The organism is Clostridium merdae, assembly GCF_900176635.1.
Lineage (GTDB): Bacteria > Bacillota > Clostridia > Oscillospirales > Acutalibacteraceae > Faecalispora > Faecalispora merdae.
In genome coordinates this window covers 340,956-359,865 of the sequence record NZ_FXLN01000003.1, presented here as the reverse complement: position 1 = coordinate 359,865, position 18,910 = coordinate 340,956, and the positions used below count along the sequence as shown (strand labels likewise).

General features: G+C 46.0%; 20 protein-coding genes. 18 read left to right on the top strand and 2 right to left on the bottom strand.

The features are described 5' to 3' along the window. Nucleotides 1-134 precede the first annotated feature (134 nt). The 5 genes from CAN90_RS03480 (at nucleotide 135) to CAN90_RS03460 (ending at nucleotide 2,483) form a co-directional block, all read left to right on the top strand. Nucleotides 135-1,004, top strand: a complete 870-nt coding sequence (locus CAN90_RS03480; RefSeq protein WP_085832445.1) for a hypothetical protein — start codon at nucleotides 135-137, stop codon at nucleotides 1,002-1,004. A gap of 12 nt (nucleotides 1,005-1,016) precedes the next feature. Continuing rightward, nucleotides 1,017-1,232: a hypothetical protein gene (locus CAN90_RS03475; protein WP_085832444.1), complete on the top strand. Its 216-nt coding sequence runs from the start codon at nucleotides 1,017-1,019 to the stop codon at nucleotides 1,230-1,232. Nucleotides 1,233-1,375: 143 nt separating this feature from the next. Further along, on the top strand, nucleotides 1,376-1,888 hold the full coding sequence (locus CAN90_RS03470; protein WP_085832443.1) for a hypothetical protein: 513 nt from the start codon (nucleotides 1,376-1,378) through the stop codon (nucleotides 1,886-1,888). An 80-nt stretch (nucleotides 1,889-1,968) separates the two neighbouring features. Continuing rightward, a complete protein-coding gene (locus tag CAN90_RS03465) occupies nucleotides 1,969-2,187 on the top strand; it encodes a hypothetical protein (protein ID WP_085832442.1) in 219 nt (72 codons plus the stop codon). 14 nt (nucleotides 2,188-2,201) lie between these two features. Further along, nucleotides 2,202-2,483: a hypothetical protein gene (locus CAN90_RS03460; RefSeq protein ID WP_085832441.1), complete on the top strand. Its 282-nt coding sequence runs from the start codon at nucleotides 2,202-2,204 to the stop codon at nucleotides 2,481-2,483. Between the two features lie 69 nt (nucleotides 2,484-2,552). On the opposite strand, the gene CAN90_RS03455 is transcribed toward CAN90_RS03460, so the two are convergent. Then, nucleotides 2,553-3,479, bottom strand: a complete 927-nt coding sequence (locus tag CAN90_RS03455) for a pseudouridine-5'-phosphate glycosidase (protein ID WP_085832440.1) — start codon at nucleotides 3,477-3,479, stop codon at nucleotides 2,553-2,555. Between the two features lie 67 nt (nucleotides 3,480-3,546). After that, entirely contained in the window at nucleotides 3,547-4,629 is a 1,083-nt protein-coding gene (locus tag CAN90_RS03450) for a PfkB family carbohydrate kinase (RefSeq protein ID WP_085832439.1), read from the bottom strand. A gap of 319 nt (nucleotides 4,630-4,948) precedes the next feature. On the opposite strand from CAN90_RS03450, the gene CAN90_RS03445 reads away from it, so the two are divergent. From CAN90_RS03445 to CAN90_RS03385, 13 genes are all read left to right on the top strand, one after another. Further along, the gene (locus tag CAN90_RS03445; RefSeq protein ID WP_085832438.1) at nucleotides 4,949-5,656 is read left to right on the top strand and encodes a Crp/Fnr family transcriptional regulator; all 708 of its coding nucleotides are present in this window, start codon (nucleotides 4,949-4,951) and stop codon (nucleotides 5,654-5,656) included. Between the two features lie 71 nt (nucleotides 5,657-5,727). Then, nucleotides 5,728-7,233: a YjjI family glycine radical enzyme gene (locus tag CAN90_RS03440; RefSeq protein ID WP_085832437.1), complete on the top strand. Its 1,506-nt coding sequence runs from the start codon at nucleotides 5,728-5,730 to the stop codon at nucleotides 7,231-7,233. Then, nucleotides 7,230-8,066, top strand: a complete 837-nt coding sequence (locus CAN90_RS03435) for a YjjW family glycine radical enzyme activase (RefSeq protein ID WP_085832436.1) — start codon at nucleotides 7,230-7,232, stop codon at nucleotides 8,064-8,066. The genes CAN90_RS03440 and CAN90_RS03435 overlap by 4 nt, the downstream gene beginning before the upstream one ends. Before the next feature lie 340 nt (nucleotides 8,067-8,406). Next, nucleotides 8,407-9,405, top strand: a complete 999-nt coding sequence (locus tag CAN90_RS03430) for a LacI family DNA-binding transcriptional regulator (RefSeq protein ID WP_085832435.1) — start codon at nucleotides 8,407-8,409, stop codon at nucleotides 9,403-9,405. A gap of 5 nt (nucleotides 9,406-9,410) precedes the next feature. Next, nucleotides 9,411-10,580 carry a phosphopentomutase gene (locus tag CAN90_RS03425; RefSeq protein ID WP_085832434.1) on the top strand — a complete coding sequence of 390 codons (1,170 nt, stop codon included), beginning with the start codon at nucleotides 9,411-9,413 and terminating at the stop codon, nucleotides 10,578-10,580. A 20-nt stretch (nucleotides 10,581-10,600) separates the two neighbouring features. Further along, nucleotides 10,601-11,311, top strand: coding sequence for a purine-nucleoside phosphorylase (deoD, locus tag CAN90_RS03420; protein ID WP_085832433.1), 711 nt, complete (start codon nucleotides 10,601-10,603; stop codon nucleotides 11,309-11,311). 143 nt (nucleotides 11,312-11,454) lie between these two features. Continuing rightward, the gene (locus CAN90_RS03415) at nucleotides 11,455-12,543 is read left to right on the top strand and encodes a BMP family lipoprotein (RefSeq protein ID WP_085832432.1); all 1,089 of its coding nucleotides are present in this window, start codon (nucleotides 11,455-11,457) and stop codon (nucleotides 12,541-12,543) included. Nucleotides 12,544-12,636: 93 nt separating this feature from the next. Further along, complete coding sequence (locus CAN90_RS03410; protein WP_085832431.1) at nucleotides 12,637-14,178, top strand: ABC transporter ATP-binding protein; 1,542 nt, start codon at nucleotides 12,637-12,639, stop codon at nucleotides 14,176-14,178. Next, entirely contained in the window at nucleotides 14,162-15,289 is a 1,128-nt protein-coding gene (locus tag CAN90_RS03405) for an ABC transporter permease (protein ID WP_085832430.1), read from the top strand. The genes CAN90_RS03410 and CAN90_RS03405 overlap by 17 nt, the downstream gene beginning before the upstream one ends. Then, complete coding sequence (locus tag CAN90_RS03400; RefSeq protein WP_085832429.1) at nucleotides 15,279-16,205, top strand: ABC transporter permease; 927 nt, start codon at nucleotides 15,279-15,281, stop codon at nucleotides 16,203-16,205. The genes CAN90_RS03405 and CAN90_RS03400 overlap by 11 nt, the downstream gene beginning before the upstream one ends. 15 nt (nucleotides 16,206-16,220) lie before the next feature. Then, a complete protein-coding gene (gene deoC / locus CAN90_RS03395) occupies nucleotides 16,221-16,889 on the top strand; it encodes a deoxyribose-phosphate aldolase (protein ID WP_085832428.1) in 669 nt (222 codons plus the stop codon). Beyond that, nucleotides 16,795-17,388 (top strand): cytidine deaminase, encoded by a 594-nt coding sequence (locus CAN90_RS03390; RefSeq protein ID WP_159450356.1) that lies wholly within the window; start codon nucleotides 16,795-16,797, stop codon nucleotides 17,386-17,388. The genes deoC and CAN90_RS03390 overlap by 95 nt, the downstream gene beginning before the upstream one ends. A 102-nt stretch (nucleotides 17,389-17,490) precedes the next feature. Next, nucleotides 17,491-18,813 (top strand): pyrimidine-nucleoside phosphorylase, encoded by a 1,323-nt coding sequence (locus CAN90_RS03385; protein ID WP_187138290.1) that lies wholly within the window; start codon nucleotides 17,491-17,493, stop codon nucleotides 18,811-18,813. The last annotated feature ends 97 nt before the right edge of the window (nucleotides 18,814-18,910 follow it).

The following is an 18,910-nucleotide window of genomic DNA, read 5'->3' as shown; positions in this document are numbered from 1 at the left end:
CAATCATTACATAAACATAATGTAGTGAAATAAATAATCAGGAGTCCGTAAGTTTATGGCAAGAATAATGAGATCATACAGTTCGTCCTACTCCTAGAGAAGAACGAACACAAGCACAAGCAAGGCCTCCTGGTGTGAAAAATACGGTTAGTTCTGCAATGGCAACCGCAGGTAAAGTGGTAGATACGGTAAAAAGTTCATTCTCGGATTCCGGCAAAGCAATACAGTCTACGGCTGTTACTGTGGGACAAGCCGTCACCAGTGCGGTGAGCCAAGTAACGGAAGCAGTAACAAAAGCAAAAGCTGTGGCAGCAGAGAATGTGGAGAAAATCCACACGGGGCTAGACGTAGCAGGATTTGTACCTGTGTATGGAGAGGTAGCTGACGCTGCAAATGCCTTGATTTATTTAGCGCAAGGTGATATAAGTAATGCAGCAATCTCTGGAGCGGCATTCGTACCAGTCATCGGTTCGGCAGGTACAGGTACCCGTCTGGCGGCGAAAGGGATAGGAGCGGTGGCGGATGCCTCCGCCGCAGCAAAGGGCATGAAAGCCGCCGGAATAGTAACGGATGGAGTTAAAGCAGCAGAGCAGGTAAAGGATGCAGAGAAGGCTGTTGGCGGTGTTGTTAAGGGAGCGGGTAAAGCTATAAATGACATTTTACCTTCCGGAATAACTAGAGAGGGACTTACTAAAGTTGCAGGTGCCCCTGGAAAAGGAGGAGTAACTCCAATTGGAAGAGCATTTCAGAAACATGCTGGAAACGCTCAAAGAGCAGGGACTTTCACTGGTGAAGTAACTGGTAATGTTGCAAAGAATACTGAGCAAGGAATTAATTATTTAAATCAAGTACTTGATAATCCCAATTCTACTGCTGCTGTGAGGAATACCAAGGCATATGGTGATGTTTTAGATGTTCGTATGCCAGATGGAACAGGTGTTAGATATTCAGCAGATGGAAAATCATTTATAGGGTTTCTAGAGAAATATACACCTACAAAATAAGGAGTGAAAAGAATGAGCGGATGGAATGCAGATTTTGCAAATGATCCATTTGATGATTACAATCTCATTGTAGAAATATTGTTCAATGATGAAGACGTTGCTGTTATAAAGCAAGGTGAAGATGGTCTTGAGATGAAATGGTATGCAACGAATAAAGACCTTATTATTCCAGTAGAATGGCTTAATGGCTTATTAAGTGAAGCCAAAGAAAGGTTAAATAGAGCATAAAATCAAGATTTGCAGGATTCATAATAGGGTAGCGAAACAGTTTGGGATAAAAGAGGTTCCTTCTCAAAAAGTGGATTTGCCTTATATGGGATATGAAACAACAAATGATTTGTTTTGGGGAAACTTAATAAAGAGAATTAGAAATGGCAATATGGCAATTTAATTTTAAATTAATACCAAAGGTCAAGTTGTTTAAAAGTGATTTAGATAATATCAATTTTAACAATGAGAAAATATCCTCTTGGAAAGGATTTGATATTAATGAATCTACACTTGTTGACTTATCTAAGCATTTAACGCAAACTAAGGGATGGAGTAAAGATGTAAGATTATTTGGACTATCAGATGAAAATTGCATTGAATTATACTACCAAGATGGTTCTCTATTAGATGTTTCTGGTCGATTCAGTCTGATGTCACTTGATGTTGATGTTTTAAATTCAGTTATTAATTTTGCTGAAAAAAATGAAGCAGTTTTTTTATCTGAAAATAACGAAGTGATAGAGACAATAGCAGAGCAGATGATTATTGCAATAAAAAAATCAAATGAATTCAAATTTGTTAAAAACCCACGAGAGTTTCTTAAGTATAAAAGAAAAAGGATTGTTTTAAAACTAGAGAAGGCAGAGAAACGAACCGTTTCCCTGCCTTCTTAATGTGTTAGGGCTTTGATATCAGTAAAGCCTTCGTTAAACCTAAGCATTTATCTTATACTGGTGGAAATGGTGCGAAATTCTTGGGGAAAAATAAAAGTGATTCTGAGAAAATTTTGCAGAAGGCAATAAAAGATGGGACAGTAAAATCAATTAGTGATAATGGGTTGACTAAAAAGGGACAGCAAAGTTACGAAATCATTATTGATGCTGGACAAAAGGTTGGTACTAAAGGTCAGCAACTTATAAAAATTGTTATATCAGATGATGGCGGTATGCTAAGTGCATATCCAGTTACGTAGAGAGGAAAATTAAAATGGATGTATTAAATAGTTTTTTGCGATCCGAAATAAACACCCAAGAACTTTATAATGACATTATAGCCTTTATTACATCTTATCATATTAGAAACGGTGAATTTGAAGGAAACGAATATATTATTAAAAAAATGGATCATGCTAATTTCATCATATTTCCTGAATATGATGATGGCGAGGGCGGAAAAGATATTCATGCAGCGGAAGCTGTTTATCGTAATAATTTAATTAAAATAATAAACGATTATGCTATTACTAAAGAGATATTGGTTACATTGTAAAGTATAAAAAGGGGCAGAGAAACAAATTTGTTTCTCTGCCCTTTTATACTAGCTTACGTGTAAATAAGCTTACTTTAATTTGCTAAGCTCAGCCGCAATTTTTGCGCCGAGTGCGGCGTTGTTAAACACCAGCTGAATGTTTGCCTCCAGGCTTTTGCCGCCGGTGATTTTCTGGATTTTATCCAGCAGGAAGGGAGTTGTCTCTTTTCCTTTAATCCCAAGCTTCTCGGCCTCTTCGCAGGCATCTTCAATGGATTTCGAAATGTAATCGTGATCCATTGCGAATTCTTCCGGAATGGGGTTTGTTACGAGCATGCCGCCCTTCATGTTCAAATCTTCCTTGGCTTGGAAGATTTTTGCAAGCTCTGTGGGAGTATCAATACGGTAGTCTACTTTAAAGCCGCTTTTACGGGTATAGAATGCAGGCAGCTCTTCGGTTTGGTAGCCAAGAACAGACACGCCCTTGGTCTCAAGGTATTCCATGGTAAGACCAATGTCGAGAATGGATTTTGCGCCGGCGCAGACGACCATTACTGGAGTCATTGCCAGTTCATCCAAGTCGGCAGAAATATCCATGGTTGTTTCAGCTCCGCGGTGTACGCCACCAATGCCGCCGGTTGCGAATACGGAGATGCCAGCCAGTGCGGCAACAATCATTGTCGCGGCAACTGTGGTTGCGCCGTCCTCACCGCGCGCAGCCAGTACAGCAAGGTCTCTGCGGCTGGCTTTCGTTACGCTAAGGCCTTTTTTGCCAAGGTAATCAATCTCATCTTTCGAAAGGCCAGCACGCAGCTTGCCGCCAATAATGGCAACGGTTGCGGGAACGGCACCGTTATCACGGATGATTTGCTCTACCTTTAGTGCGGTTTCTACGTTCTGGGGGTAAGGCATACCGTGAGAGATAATGGTTGACTCAAGAGCAACAACCGGCTTATTAGCTGCAAGTGCCTCTTGTACCTCGGGGGAAACTTCAAGATATTTTTTTAGGTTATTCATAATGTGACTCCTTTCAGCAGTGCTTTCGTATTTTCAATGGGAAACGAAAGCGGTTTTATCTAATAACTTATTTCTTCATTTTCTGTAATACGTTTTCGCAGCTCATCTGCGGGCTAATGGTGCCCACACTCTCAATACAAATAGATGCCGCAGCCATACCAGCACGGGCACAATCTTCCATTGAAAAGTTTTGTAGCCAGCCCCAAGCAACCGCAGCCATCATGCTGTCTCCGGCGCCTGTGGTGTTTACAATATCGCTGGGAATTGGCGGCACGGTGACATGCTGCTCTTGGTTTGCACAATAAACGCCGTTTTGCCCCATCGAGATAAATACTTGCGATAACCCGGTTTGTAGCAGTGCGTTTGCCGCTTGCTCCAAAGACCGTTCATCATGAATCTTTACACCACTGAGCAGTTCTGCCTCCAAAAGGTTTGGTTTTAGCGTGTGGAATTTACCCAGTAGGCCCGAAAGCTTTGTCGCCTTTGCGGTAGACACCGGGTCGCAGAACAGTGGCACATGAAATGTTTCCGCAATGTAGCGAATGGTCTCCGCAGACAGGTTGGTATCTATAATACACAACGCTGCATTGCTAATTAGGTCTGAACGCTTTTCTAAATACTGTGGCGTCAGGTTTTCGTAAATCTTCATGTCTGAGATTGCAAGTTCCATATCCCCATGTTCATTGGTGATGAAAACATAGGTGGAGGTAGTGCCCCCCGGTACTGTTAAGGATTCGGTAATATCAATTCCCGCACTTCGGCAGCTCCCGACCAGTTCCGTTGCATAAGCATCTTCTCCAAGGGCGGTAATCAGCTTTACCTCAGCGTCGAGCATCGCTAAATTCTGTGCGATATTTCTTCCTACGCCTCCAGGGGAGAGCGAGACTCGCCCGGGGTTTGAATCGCGCTGTACAAGAGTGGAATACGGCTTACCGGCAATGTCGATATTTGCTCCGCCAATGACAACCACGTAAGGTGTTTTTTGCAGAATATAGCTCTTACCAAGAATTCTGCCTTTTTTCATCAGGTTCGAAATGTGCACCGCAACAGACGAACGAGAGATACCCGCTTTATCTGCCAGCTCTTGCTGCGATATGGTGGGGTTCTTTTCAATCCACTGTAAAATTTGGCGTTCTCTTTCTGTTATCATGTTATCACTTCACTTTATAATCAATTGTTTAGTGGCGTAATCTTATGCTTATGCTTTATTAGTTTTAGTGTATCAATAAAGCTCTTTACTGTCAAGAACAAAATGAGGGAATCCAGAAAAAAGCATTATTACCGTTAATTTGCACAAAATAGCAGATGCGCAGTAGAAATTATGCTATATTTTTAAAAAGAGGACACGAGTCCTTTTATTTCTCTGCTCTATTGATATAAAATACAATTAAAGCAACGCTTCTAAAAGAAAGAATAGTGCTGCAATTTGCACATTGAGGCAGTACTTTTTAAATGGGAAGGGAGGGGACATGGTGAAGGTAAGCGAATATATCGAGGCAGAAAGCGAGCCTTTTCGCAAAGAACTGCGCAAAATATTGGCGAAATACCCGGCGGACGGCCAAGTGTACCCCGTTACCCTTTCCGCAGGTGAAAGCCTCATTCATGAAGATGACCCGAGCAACATGGTGTATTACCTCATGAAAGGCCGCGTGTCCGTCGTTACGAACCAAACCCGCATCTCACGCTACATGTTAACCGAGTCGGATGCACCGGATTTTTTTGGCGAATATGAAGCATTAGGCGGAATTCCCCGTTATATTGCCGAGGTTCGTGCAGTAACGCCGTGCAGGTTAGTGGCTTTCCCAACAGATGTATATCTTTTGTGGATGCGATGTGACCTAGAGCTGTTTTTCCTGCATGTACGGTGGATTTTAAATAGCTACATTAACCAAACGGCCAATGAACGCAATTTGCATTTTCTGGATTCAGACGGCAAGGTGGTTCAATTTTTAATTCGTGCTTATGAGAAAAGCGGGGATATGCCCGACTCCATTCGCCTATCCTATACCCGTATGGAGATTGCCGAAACAACGGGGAACAGTGTACGCACAGTAAACCGAGCCGTTTCAAGACTGGCAGGCAAGCATCTGGTAAGTGTGAAAAATGGCAAATTACAAATTACGGCCTCACAATATGAGGCTTTGAAAAAAGAGATGGAATCATTTCTTATGAAATAACCCTGTGCCAAGCGGCTTTCCGCAAAAGCGCACCGTTTCCGCACTTTGATGATCGGAAAGGAGAATTTTTTATGATGAATCTGGAAAGTACCTACAAAACTCTCACCTCCCGTGAGCTGACCCATGAACAAAAGCTGATGGGTCTTGCCAAAGCGGCTGAAAACGCACTGGATGTACTGAATATTCCGGAGCGTACCAAGCATTTTTTTGCAACCGGAGCCATAAACGATTTGTTTGAAGGGGCAGCGCCGTATCGGCCTCGCTATATTTTGCCCGATTATGAAAAGTTTGTGGAGCAGGGCAGCGAGTTTTTAAAGCTGAGTCCTCCGAAAACGCTGGATGAACTGATTTTCTCTTTGATGATTTTGTACCGCCACGTTCCTTCTATTACAAACTTCCCAGTTTATTTAGGAAGCCTTGATAAAATGATGGATCCATTCCTCGGCGACCTTACGGATGAGCAAATTTGCGATAAGCTTCGTTTGTTCTTTACGTATTTGGACCGCACCATTACAGACTCCTTCTGCCATGCAAACCTAGGGCCGGAAGAAACACGTGCAGGCCGTCTTATTCTGAAAGTGGAGTCGGAGCTAAAAAATACAGTACCAAACTTTACGATTAAATATGACCCGGCGATCACGCCGGATTCCTTTATGGAATATGCAATTCAGTGCTCATTGGCATGTTCGAATCCGGCAATTTGCAATCATGTGGCAAATAGGGCTCCGTTTGGCGACCGTTACGGTGTGGCAAGCTGCTACAATATTCTGCCAACGCAGGGTGGTGCCTATTCGCTTACCCGCGTGACGCTTACGGAATTGGTAAAAGAGGCGAGAGATGAAGAGCATTTTATGAATGAGCTTTTGCCCGAGTGCCTTAACCTGATTGCAGATTACCTCAATGAACGCATCCGCTTTATTGTGGAAGAATCCGGATTCTTTGAGTCGAACTTCCTAGTCAAAGAAGGTTTGCTCTCCAAAGACCGTTTCCTCCCGATGTTCGGTGTTACTGGGCTTGCAGAATCGGTAAATGCCTTGATGCAGGCGAAGGGCAAAAAGTATGGGCACGATAAAGAGGCTGACGAACTCGGCGTTCGCATTATGGAACGCATTAACGAGATTGTTTCACAGCGCAAAGCGCTGTATTCTCCCATTACAAACGACCAATTTTTACTGCATGCACAGGTAGGGCTTGATACAGACCTCGGCATTACCTCTGGTGTTCGCATCCCGGTGGGAGATGAGCCAGATTCCTTCGCGGATCATCTGCGCCACAGCTCGCTTTACCATCACTATTTCCCCTCTGGAGTAGGCGATATTTTCCCAATAGCAAGCAATGTTCACCAGAACCCAGCCGCATTGCTGGATGCAGTAAAGGGTGCGTTTTCCTTGGGAGTTCAATATATGAGCTTCTATTCGGCAGATACAGACCTGGTTCGTATCACCGGCTACCTTGTAAAACGGAGCGAAATGGAGAAATTTAACAAGCATGAGGCGGTTCTGCAAAATACCACTCAGCTTGGTGCACCAAGCTACACCACGAACCGCCTTGCAGAAAGAAAGGTTCGAATGGCATGACAAAGGTGCCCGTAAACCAAATCATCCCCATTAGTACGGTGGATGGCCCCGGCAGCCGAACTTCCATTTTTTTGCAGAAATGCAACATTGCGTGTGGCTACTGCCATAACCCGGAGACACAAAACCTCTGCAACAGCTGCGGTGTTTGCGTGCCGCAGTGTCCCGAGGGTGCGCTTTCGATTGTGAACGGTGTTGTGGAGTGGAATCCAGAAAAGTGTGTAAACTGCAATACCTGCATTCGCGTTTGTCCACGCAACGCATCCCCCAAAATACGCTGGATGGATGCTCCTGCCGTCATGAAAGAAGTGGAGAAAAACATTCCGTTTATTCGCGGTATCACGGTTTCTGGCGGGGAGTGTGGGCTGTACCCGGACTTTTTGCAGGAGCTGTTTACATTGGCTCGGGCAAAAGGACTTACGTGCCTGTGCGACAGCAACGGTACGGTGCGGTTCTCGCAGTACCCGGAGCTGATGAAGGTTTGCGATGGCGTGATGCTTGATGTAAAGGCTTGGTCACCGGATGTGTTTCGGGCTCTTACGCGTGGCGACAATGCGGCCGTAAAAGAAAACCTGGTGTTTCTCTCTTCTTGTGGGAAGCTTGAGGAGGTTCGCATTGTTTATGTAGAAGGGCATGTGGACGCCGAAGCGGCAATTTGCGGTATCGCAGAGCTGCTTGGACCACTAACCGGCAGTACGCGGTTGCTGTTGATTTCTTTCCGGAACAATGGGGTAAGGGGCTCCTTTGCCACATTTTCCTCACCAACACCGGAGCGAATGCAGGAGCTTGCTAATTTGGCTGCTTCTGTTGGGTTTCAAAATATTATAGTTAAATAAAAGTGTATGTCCATTTCTAAGATGGTTTTATAGCAATTTGATCCGTTGGGCAGGACCCGCTCGTTCCATTATGGGCGGGTCAGCAAACGGAAAAAAATACCATATGTCTGGATTTTTCTTCAAACATTCTATAATTTTTAGAAAAAATATATAAATTTTTGCTTTTTTAATTTACGAATCGGTAAGTTTAGTTTATAATATGGACAAAAGGCTTTTTGCGGCCACAGATTGAAACCGGTTTCAAAAAACGGCATTTGAAAAAACTGTTTGTCCCGCATTGCGAAATTGGTAATCATGGTTAGCGTACAGAAATCAAAGTTGACTACATAGAAGGTTTTGGGTGAGCAATTTGATTCATATCAGCGATATTGCCCGCATGGCCGGTGTTTCGAATGCAACGGTGTCGCGTGTGATTAATGGTACGGCTAATGTGAGCAAAGAGAAAACGAGGCGGGTGGAAGAAGCCATTCGCAAAACAGGGTATAACCCCAACGAGATTGCACGTTCCCTTTATAAAAAATCCTCCCGATTAATCGGTTATATTGTTCCAAGCATTTTAAACATTTTTTTGAGTGAAATAGGCCGTGCCATTGAAGACGAGGCTTACCGAAACGGCTATAAAATGATTCTCTGCAATTCCGATGAAAACCCGGAGAAAGAATTGTCTTATATTAAAATGCTGATTGGGATGAATGCAGACGGTATTATTATTACCGCGAACAACGAGCATTTGGATGAAGAGATTCGCAATTGCCCCATTCCGATTGTGGTGATGGATAAAAATGCAGAATCGGTATATACTGCCTCCGTTCAGTCGGACAATTACAACGGTGCCCGGCTTGCTACACAGCACCTGATTGATTGTGGGTGCAGAAAGCTGGTGCTTATGCGAGGACAGCTGCAATACTCTAGCAGTCTGCAGCGTTCGCGCGGATTTGTGGATGTATGCACAGAGCACGGAATTGAGCCGCTATTTGTGAGCAGCCGGTACAGCTACGACGAAGGGGTTCAAAGTGCGAGGGAGCTGTTTGAGCGGTATCCTGATACGGATGGGATTCTGGCCTCCACTGACATTGTAGCGTTTGCTCTTTATAAAGTAATTTATGAACAAAAACGCAAGGTGCCAGACGATGTGATGATTGTAGGTTACGATGACGTGTTTTTAAGCCGTCAGATGATTCCCACACTCACCACGGTAGCTCAGCCAATTGAAGAGATCGGGCGGCTGTGTGTGCAGTTAATCGTTGAGCAAACAAAGTATGGTACGATTAGACAGCGTGAAAACATGTTGCCGGTCACACTGAAAATTCGGGAAACAACGAAACGGAAAGAAGGATAATCATCATGAACAAACGGGTGTTTTTGATTGTATTAGATAGCTGTGGTATTGGAGAAGAACCGGACGCAGCAGAATACGGCGATGAGGGCAGCAATACACTGGCAGCCTGTGCCACCAGCTCGTATTTTCATATGCCCAACATGCAAAAGCTTGGCCTGTTCAATATTGATGGCGTAGATTGCTGGCCGAAGGAAAGCTCGCCTGCCGGAACATTTGCCCGGTTGCAGGAGGCTTCAAAAGGAAAAGATACCACAATCGGTCACTGGGAGATTTCCGGTATTTATTCCCCCAAGCCCCTGCCCACATATCCCGAGGGCTTCCCGGAAGATGTGATTCGCGAATTCGAAGAGAAAACGGGCCGCCGCGTCATTTGCAACAAGCCGTATTCCGGCACGGATGTCATCCGTGATTACGGGAAAGAGCATGTAGAAACCGGCGCTTTAATCGTGTATACGTCCGCAGACAGTGTGTTCCAAATAGCGGCTCATGAATCGGTTGTACCGCTAGAAGAACTGTATCGCTATTGCAAAATCGCGCGAGAAATGCTCCAGGGGGAGCATGGCGTAGGCCGTGTGATTGCCCGCCCGTTTATCGGTGAGTTCCCGAACTTTTCGCGTACCTCGAACCGGCACGACTTTTCAATGGAGCCGCCTGCCACAACCATGCTAGACCAGCTTAGCGAAAAAGGTTTTGATGTAATCGCCGTAGGCAAAATCAATGATATTTTTGTGGGGAAAGGCATTACCGAATCCATAGGTACGAAAAACAATGCAGACGGCATTGAACGTACACTTGGCTACCTGCAAAAGGATTTTAACGGCCTCTGCTTTATTAATTTGGTGGATTTTGATATGCTATATGGCCACCGTAACGATGTAGACGGCTATGCAAAGGCACTTGCTTATTTTGATGAAAAAGTACCGGAGCTGTTAGCCGGGCTGCGCGAGGATGATTTGCTCATGATTACCGCAGACCATGGCTGCGACCCTGCCACACCCTCTACCGACCATTCCCGTGAGTACATTCCGTGGGTCATTACCGGTAAGCAGGTAAAGGCAGGCGCAAATTTGGGAACAAGACCTACGTTTGCCAACATTGGTGCAACCATTCTGGAGTATTTCGGCATTGAGCCGCGTATTACAGGCGAATCGTGCCTGAATGAAATAGTAAGATAAAAAACAGGAGGTAACGAAAGATGTCTAGCATACCAACGCCCCATAATGCCGCCAAGGAAGGCGAAATTGCCAAAACCGTTCTCATGCCGGGCGACCCGCTTCGCGCAAAGTTTATAGCAGAAACGTATCTGGAAAATGTAACCTGCTTTAACACAATTCGCAATATGCTTGGTTTTACCGGTACCTATAAAGGCCGCCCCGTTTCCGTAATGGGTGGTGGCATGGGTATTCCTTCCGTGGGTATTTACACCTATGAGCTATTTAACTTCTATGGAATAGAAAATATTATTCGCATTGGTTCCGCTGGTGGGCTGGATGATTCCGTTCAGCTTCGCGATGTGGTAGCCGGGATGGGTGCCTGCACCAACTCCAGCTTTGCCGACCAATATCGTCTTCCCGGTACCTATGCACCCATTGCCGATTTTGGGCTGTTAAGCCGTGCGGTAAAGGCGGCGGAAGAGTTGGGAATCTCTATGAAGGTTGGCAATGTCCTCTCCAGCGACACGTTTTACGACGATAATGAAGATTTTCTTCCCGCTTGGAAGAGAATGGGCATTCTTGCAGTAGAAATGGAAGCTGCGGCGTTATACATGAATGCGGCTCGTGCGGGGAAAAATGCCCTATGTCTGCTTACGATTTCAGACCGCCCGCTTGCAGGTGAATCCCTCCCGGCAGAGGAGCGCCAAACAGGCTTTACGCAAATGATGGAGATTGCACTCGCACTCGCCTAATTATTTCTTTGGTTTTTAAAGCAGAATACATTACCCAAATAGGCAGTGTATAGCTTCCGGTTGTTCTCATCCCCCGTCCTCAAAGCCAGAAATACTGCTTTTTAGCGGTATATCATATTTCAAAATTATCAGGAGGAAAATGTATGAAAAAGGTACTCGCAATTTTACTCGCAGCATCTATGGCTCTTTCAGCCACAGCATGCTCAAGCGGTGCAAAACCGTCCTCAAGCACTACGCCTAGTGCTGCTCCCTCTGGTGCTGCGGAGACATCCAGCACAGCAAAAGCAGATTTTAAGGTCACCATGGTTACCGATACCGGCGGTGTAAACGACCAGTCTTTCAACCAGCTTTCTTGGGAAGGCTTGCAGAGACTAAAGACAGACACTGGTGCAGTCATCAGCTACACCGAATCCAAGCAGGATGCAGACTACGCAACCAACCTTGACAAAGCAGTGGATGACAACAACAACCTGATTTGGGGCGTTGGCTTTGCAATGGGTGATGCAATCAAAACAGCTGCAAAAGCAAATGCAGATGTTCAGTTTGCAATTGTTGACAACGATTACGGTAAAGAGACTCCCGCAAACGTAACTGCGGTTGTGTTCCGTGCACAGGAGCCTTCCTTCCTCGTTGGCTACATTGCAGCAAAAACCACCAAGACCAACAAGGTTGGCTTTGTGGGCGGCATTAAGAGCGACGTTATCGACCAGTTTGAATACGGCTACAAGGCCGGCGTTAAATATGGCGAAAAAGAGATGAACAAGAAGATCGAAGTCGTTGCTCAGTATGCGGAGAGCTTTAGCGACTCTGCGAAGGGCAAAGCAATTGCTTCCAAAATGTACTCCGGCGGATGCGACATCGTATTCCATGCTGCGGGCAACGTTGGAACCGGCGTTATTGAAGCCGCTAAAGAAGCAAAGAAATTTGCAATCGGCGTTGATAAAGACCAGGCTTACCTCGCTCCTGAAAACGTTTTGACCTCCGCTCTCAAGAAGGTTGACAAAGCGGTTGAAGAAGTTTCCAAAGAAATTAAAGATGGCAAAAAGACCGGTGGCACCACAATCAGCCTGGGTGTAAAAGAAGATGCTGCTGGCATCCCCGCTGAGCACAAGCTGATGGGTGAGGATACCTATAAGGCTGCTGCTGCTCTGCAAGACCAGATTAAAGAAGGCAAGCTGGTTCCTCCCGCAAGTGAGAAGGACTACAATGCTTTCGTGAAAGACATGAAATAATAATTGCATCTGACTAGACACTTTTTTATGGAGGGGCGCCCTTCGGGCGCCTTTCGCATAAAAAAGAAAACGGAAGGTTAGGGGAGAGTTACTATGGAATACAGCCCGGAATATGCAGTACAGATGCACGGTATTGTAAAAATGTTTGGCTCCTTTTGTGCCCTTGATCAGGTGCAGTTGGAGGTGAAAAAAGGCTCTATTCACGCTATTTTGGGCGAGAACGGCGCCGGAAAAAGTACCCTCATGAACGTGCTTTACGGTCTTTACCAGGCCGAAGCAGGAGAAATTTACTTAAATGGCGAGAAAGTCGTCATTAAAAACCCGAACGACGCCATTGCACATGGAATCGGAATGGTTCACCAGCACTTTATGCTGGTAGACAATTTTACGGTTACCGAAAACATTATTCTCGGTAAGGAAGTAACCAACCAGTTTGGTGTACTCGACATGAAAAAAGCGCGTGAGGACGTAGTGAAGATTGTAAAGGAATATGGTCTTCAGGTTGACCCCGACGCGAAAATTGAAGATATTTCGGTTGGTATGCAGCAGCGTGTTGAAATTCTAAAGGCGCTGTACCGCGGTGCTGACATTTTGATTCTGGATGAACCAACGGCGGTGCTTACTCCGCAGGAGATTCATGAGCTGATTGAAATTATGCGCGGTTTAGCAGCCAATGGGAAAACGATTATCATCATTACCCATAAGCTAAAAGAAATTAAATCGTCGTCCGATGTTTGCACCATCATTCGCCGTGGTAAGTATATCGACACCTTCCCCGTGGCAGATGTAAGCGAAGAAGAGCTTGCAACAAAAATGGTGGGACACCAGGTAAAGCTGGTGGTAGATAAAACACCCGCAGAACCCGGCGACGTTGTATTTGAAATTCAAAACCTGACAGTGAAGGACGAACGCGGGCTTGAAGCGGTGAAGAACCTTTCGCTTCGCGTACGCAGAGGTGAGATTGTCGGAATTGCCGGTGTTGACGGAAATGGTCAAAAAGAGCTGGTAGAGGCAATTACCTGCCTAACGAAGGTGGAAAGCGGAACCATCAACATAAATGGAGCCGAAATTCAGAACACCACTCCCCGCAACGTCATTGAACATAAAATTTCTACCATACATGAAGACCGCCAGCGCCGCGGCCTGGTTCTCCCGTTCACCGTAGCAGAGAACTCTGTGCTTGAAAAATACCGCAGCGATGAATTTAGCAAGCGCGGAATGCTAATGCTGGATAAAATCACGGCCTTTGCAAAGCGTTTGGTAGAAGATTACGACATTCGCCCTGCGGGGTGCGAATCCCACCCGGCGCGCGGGCTTTCTGGTGGTAACCAGCAGAAGGTAATCATTGCGAGAGAAATTTCGAATGAGCCCGATTTGCTGATTGCCGTACAGCCTACCCGTGGCCTCGACGTAGGTGCCATTGAGTACGTGCACAAAATGCTGATTCAGGAGCGCGATAAGGGCAAGGCAATTTTGCTCATCTCGCTTGAGCTGGATGAAATTTTGAATGTGGCCGATACCGTCAGTGTTATTTACGACGGTGCCATTACCGGCTCGTTTACACAAGAAGAAGCCGATGAAAACACGGTTGGACTATTAATGGCGGGAGGAAAGCGGAATGAAAACGCTGGTTAAAATTCTAAAAAAACCAATCACCTCCACGCTGATTGCTGTTTTATTTGGCTTTCTGGTAGCGGCGATTGTCTTGGTTCTGGCTGGGTATAACCCCATTGAGGCGTTTGGTGCGCTGTTTAATGGTATTTTCTCAAAGCCCAAGTACATCTCTAACGTAATTATAAAAGCAACCCCCATTATCCTCACGGGTCTCTCGGTTGCATTTGCCTATAAGACCGGCCTGTTTAACATTGGTGCAGAGGGCCAGTACATTGCGGGTACCGTATTAGCGGTACTGGTTGGTGCAAAGCTTGATTTAGCACCGGTACTGCAAATCCCGATTGTTGTGCTGGCGGGTGTGCTCGGCGGTGCGCTGTTTGGTGGTATGGTTGGTCTTCTAAAAGCAAAATTCGGCATTCACGAGGTTATTACCAGCATCATGCTCAACTGGATTGGTTTGTATTTCTGCAACTTTGTAGTGAATTCAGAAGCGTATCACAGACCCAATTCCACTGCCAGTCTGCCGGTAAATGAATCGAGCTTTACCATGCTTCTTCCCAACTGGAAGGCTTCTCCTGAGGGAGTGGAAGCACTCAAGCCTCATAAATGGCTGTATGACATGTTGGTTCGTACCGATGTGAACTTTGGAATTTTAATCGCAATTATAATGGTTGCAATTATTTGGGTATTGCTGTATCGTTCCAAAAAAGGTTACGAGCTGCGTGCAGTTGGTTTTAACCGCGATGCAGCGGAATTCTCTGGCATCAATGTGAACCGCAATATTATTGACGCAATGCTGATTGCGGGTGCGCTGTCTGGCCTTGCTGGTGCACTGACGATTACTGGCGTGGCTCCGCATAGTATCTCTACGCTGGCCGCATTCGAGAACAACGGCTTTAACGGCCTTTCCGTAGCGCTGATTGCTGGTTCATCTCCGGTTGGCTGTGTGTTTGCTGGTCTGTTGTTCGGCGGCCTGTTGTATGGCGGCCAGAGTGTTCAGCAGGTGGTAGGTGCACCGACTGAAATCATTAATATCATGATTGGTACCATTGTGTTCTTTGTTGCCTTAACTCGGATTATCCCGATTTTGGCAGACAGACTGGGAAAGAGGGGTACTGAACATGTTAAATGATATTTTGCTTTTAATCGGCATTACAATGATGTACTCCACCCCTTTGGTCTTTGGTGCACTGGGCGGTGTTATTTCGGAACGAGCCGGTGTTGTAAACATTGGTATTGAGGGTATGATGACTATGGGGGCGTTAACCGCAGCCTCCGTCAGCTACTTTACCGGCAACCCGTGGCTTGGCTTCTTGGCGGCAGGTGCATCAGGTGCGGCAATTGCGCTCTTGCATGCGATTGCATCCATTACCTTTAATGCGGACCAAACGATTTCTGGTATCGCAATTAACCTGTTAGGTCCTGGCTTTGCATTGTTTTTCTGCCGTCTGCTGTTTGATAATGCGGCGATGACTCCCCCGGTGACTACCTTGCCGAAGCTGTTTGGCGAGAATGGTTTCCACGGCACTGCTTTTGAGAACCTGAATGTAGATGTAACGGTTCTTTTGGGACTGGTTGCTACGGTTGTGATTTGGTTTGTGCTTTATAAAACCAAGTGGGGACTTCGTATTCGCTCGGTGGGTGAGTACCCTGCCGCTGCAGATACCCTTGGTATCAATGTAACCCGTACACGCTACATTTGCGTTCTGCTTTCTGGTGTGATGGCAGGCTTTGGCGGTGCTTCCATGACTCTGGCGATTATTTCTCAGTTTAACCAGACGGCCATTAGCGGTCAGGGCTTTATTGCGCTGGCAGCGGTCATCTTCGGTAAATGGACTCCGTTTGGCGCTTACGGTGCATGCTTGCTGTTTGGTTTGGCGCAGGCTCTTACCGTTGTGCTTGGCGGCAGTGACAGCAGTATTGTTCTACCCAGCCAGATTCTGGCTATGCTGCCATATGTATTAACCATTATTGTGTTGGTTCTCTTTGTTGGTCGCTCCGTTGCCCCGAAAGCAGACGGTGTGCCTTATGAAAAAGGAGAACGCTAATAGAAGGAGAAACTTATGGAACAATCTAAAATTGTCGGTACGGTAGACCACACCTTACTCAAACAGGTTTCCACTTGGGAGCAGATAAAAGTGATTTGTGATGACGCAATGCAATACCACACCGCGTCTGTGTGTATTCCCGCCAGCTATGTAAAGCAGGCCAAAGAATATGTAAAAGATGCAATGCGGGTGTGTACGGTGATTGGCTTCCCGAACGGCTACTCTACCACAGCGGTAAAGGTGTTTGAGACTCAAGACGCAGTACAAAACGGTGCCGATGAAATCGACATGGTAATCAATATTGGTTGGGTAAAGGATGGCCTTTATGAGCAGGTTGAGGATGAAATTAAAAAGATAAAGCAAGCCTGCGAGGGCCGTATCCTAAAGGTCATTATTGAAACTTGCCTTCTTACCGAAGAAGAAAAGATTCGCATGTGCGAGGTTGTTACAAGCTCGGGTGCCGACTATATTAAAACCTCCACTGGTTTTTCGACTAACGGTGCAACCTTTGACGATGTAGCGTTGTTTGCAAAGCACATAGGCCCGAACGTTAAAATTAAGGCGGCGGGTGGAATTGCCAGTATGGACGATGCAGAGCGGTTTATTTCGCTTGGAGCATCCAGACTTGGTACCAGCCGTATCATTCAGATTATTAAAAACGAAGCGATTACAGAGAAGTATTAATACTACTCGTTTCGTTTCAACAGGGGAGGGCGGATTCTTGATCCGCCCTTTGCCATCAAAAAATAGAAAGAAGGAGCGAAATATGACCGATAAAGAACTGGTAAACGCAGCAATTGAAGCGCGCGAAATGGCCTATACTCCCTATTCCGGGTTCGCTGTTGGCGCGGCACTTCTTACTGCCGAAGGTAAGCTGTACCAAGGCTGCAACATTGAAAATGCTGCCTATACGCCAAGCAATTGCGCGGAGCGTACCGCATTTTTTAAAGCTGTAAGCGTTGGTGAGCGTAATTTTACTGCCATTGCTATTGTAGGCGGTAAAAAAGGAGAGCCGATTCATGAGTATTGCGCTCCCTGTGGTGTTTGCCGCCAAGTAATGATGGAATTTGGTGACCCCGAGAGCTTTCGTATTCTTCTGGCAAAAAGCCCGGAGAAATGGCAAACATACACATTAAAAGAGCTGCTGCCGTTGGGCTTTAGTGGCAAGGATTTAGAGCAATAATACATCCGAATTGGCAAGCAAAGCAGGCCTAAATAAAGCCGTTGCTTTTATGATATTAAAATGCGTATAGGATATAAAAGTATTTAGAAAAGGGTGACCCTCATGAGAATGTTTGATATTATTGAGAAAAAAAGAGATGGCGGGGAACTGACGAAAGAAGAAATTGAGTATTTCATTCACGGCTATGTAGCAGGGGATATTCCGGATTACCAGGCTTCTGCGCTGTTAATGGCAATCTATTATAAAGGGATGACTGAGGAAGAAACGGCTACTCTTACCATGAGTATGGCAACATCAGGGGATACGGTAGACCTTTCCTCCATTCCGGGTATTAAGGTAGACAAGCACAGTACCGGCGGTGTTGGCGATAAAACCACTTTGATTATTTCTCCCATTGTTGCGTCCCTTGGTGTACCGGTAGCAAAAATGAGCGGTCGTGGCCTTGGGCACACCGGCGGTACCATTGATAAAATGGAAGCCATTCCGGGGATGGAAACCTTTCTTGACCGCGAGCGCTTCTTTGAGATTGTGCGTAAAGTTGGCGTAAGTGTCATTGGGCAGTCCGGTAACCTGGTGCCTGCTGATAAAAAGCTGTATGCCCTGCGCGATGTTACCGCAACGGTTAACAGCATCCCACTGATTGCCTCCAGCATTATGAGTAAAAAAATTGCGGCGGGCTCCGACTGTATTCTTCTGGATGTGAAAGAGGGCAGCGGTGCATTTATGAAAACGCTGGACGACTCCATTCGCCTTGCGGATGCGATGGTCTCCATTGGTGAGCACGTAGGCCGCAGAACGGTGGCTTTAATAACAGATATGAGCCGCCCTCTGGGCAATGCCATTGGCAACTCGCTCGAGATTTGCGAGGTGTGCGATACCCTCAAGGGCAACGGTCCTGCCGATTTAACGGCGATTTGCATTGAGCTTGCTGCCAATATGCTGTACCTTGCTGGCAAGGGCAGTATTGAGGAGTGCAAGCCCATGGCAGAGAAGCAGCTACACAATGGGGAAGCATTTGAGCGCCTGAAACAAATGGTTGCCGCACAGGGTGGCGATGTGTCTGTTCTGGACGATAACAGCAAATTTGAGCAGGCAAAGGTACAAAAAGAGGTTTGTGCCCAGCAGGACGGTTGGTTCTATGCAATGGATACCGCAAAGTGCGGAATGGCATCTGTAGAGCTTGGAGCTGGACGTGAGAAGAAGGAAGATTCCATTGATTACAGCGCTGGAATTATCCTGAAAAAGAAGGTTGGCGACCGGGTGAAAAAGGGTGAACCGCTTGCCGTGTTCTACACTTCGAAAGAATCACTTTGTGAACCAGCAGAGCGTTTGTTCCAAAGCTCGGTTACCATAAGCGATGAAGCGCCAAAAGAAATTCCGCTTGTGTATGCGCGAGTTACCGGTGATGGAGTAGAACGCTATTAAGCAAGCTTGTATTACAAAAAGGCAGAGAAACGATATTTCGTTTCTCTGCCTTTTCTTTATTTAGCTTGAGCTTTCAACAAATTATCGTTTCGCTAAA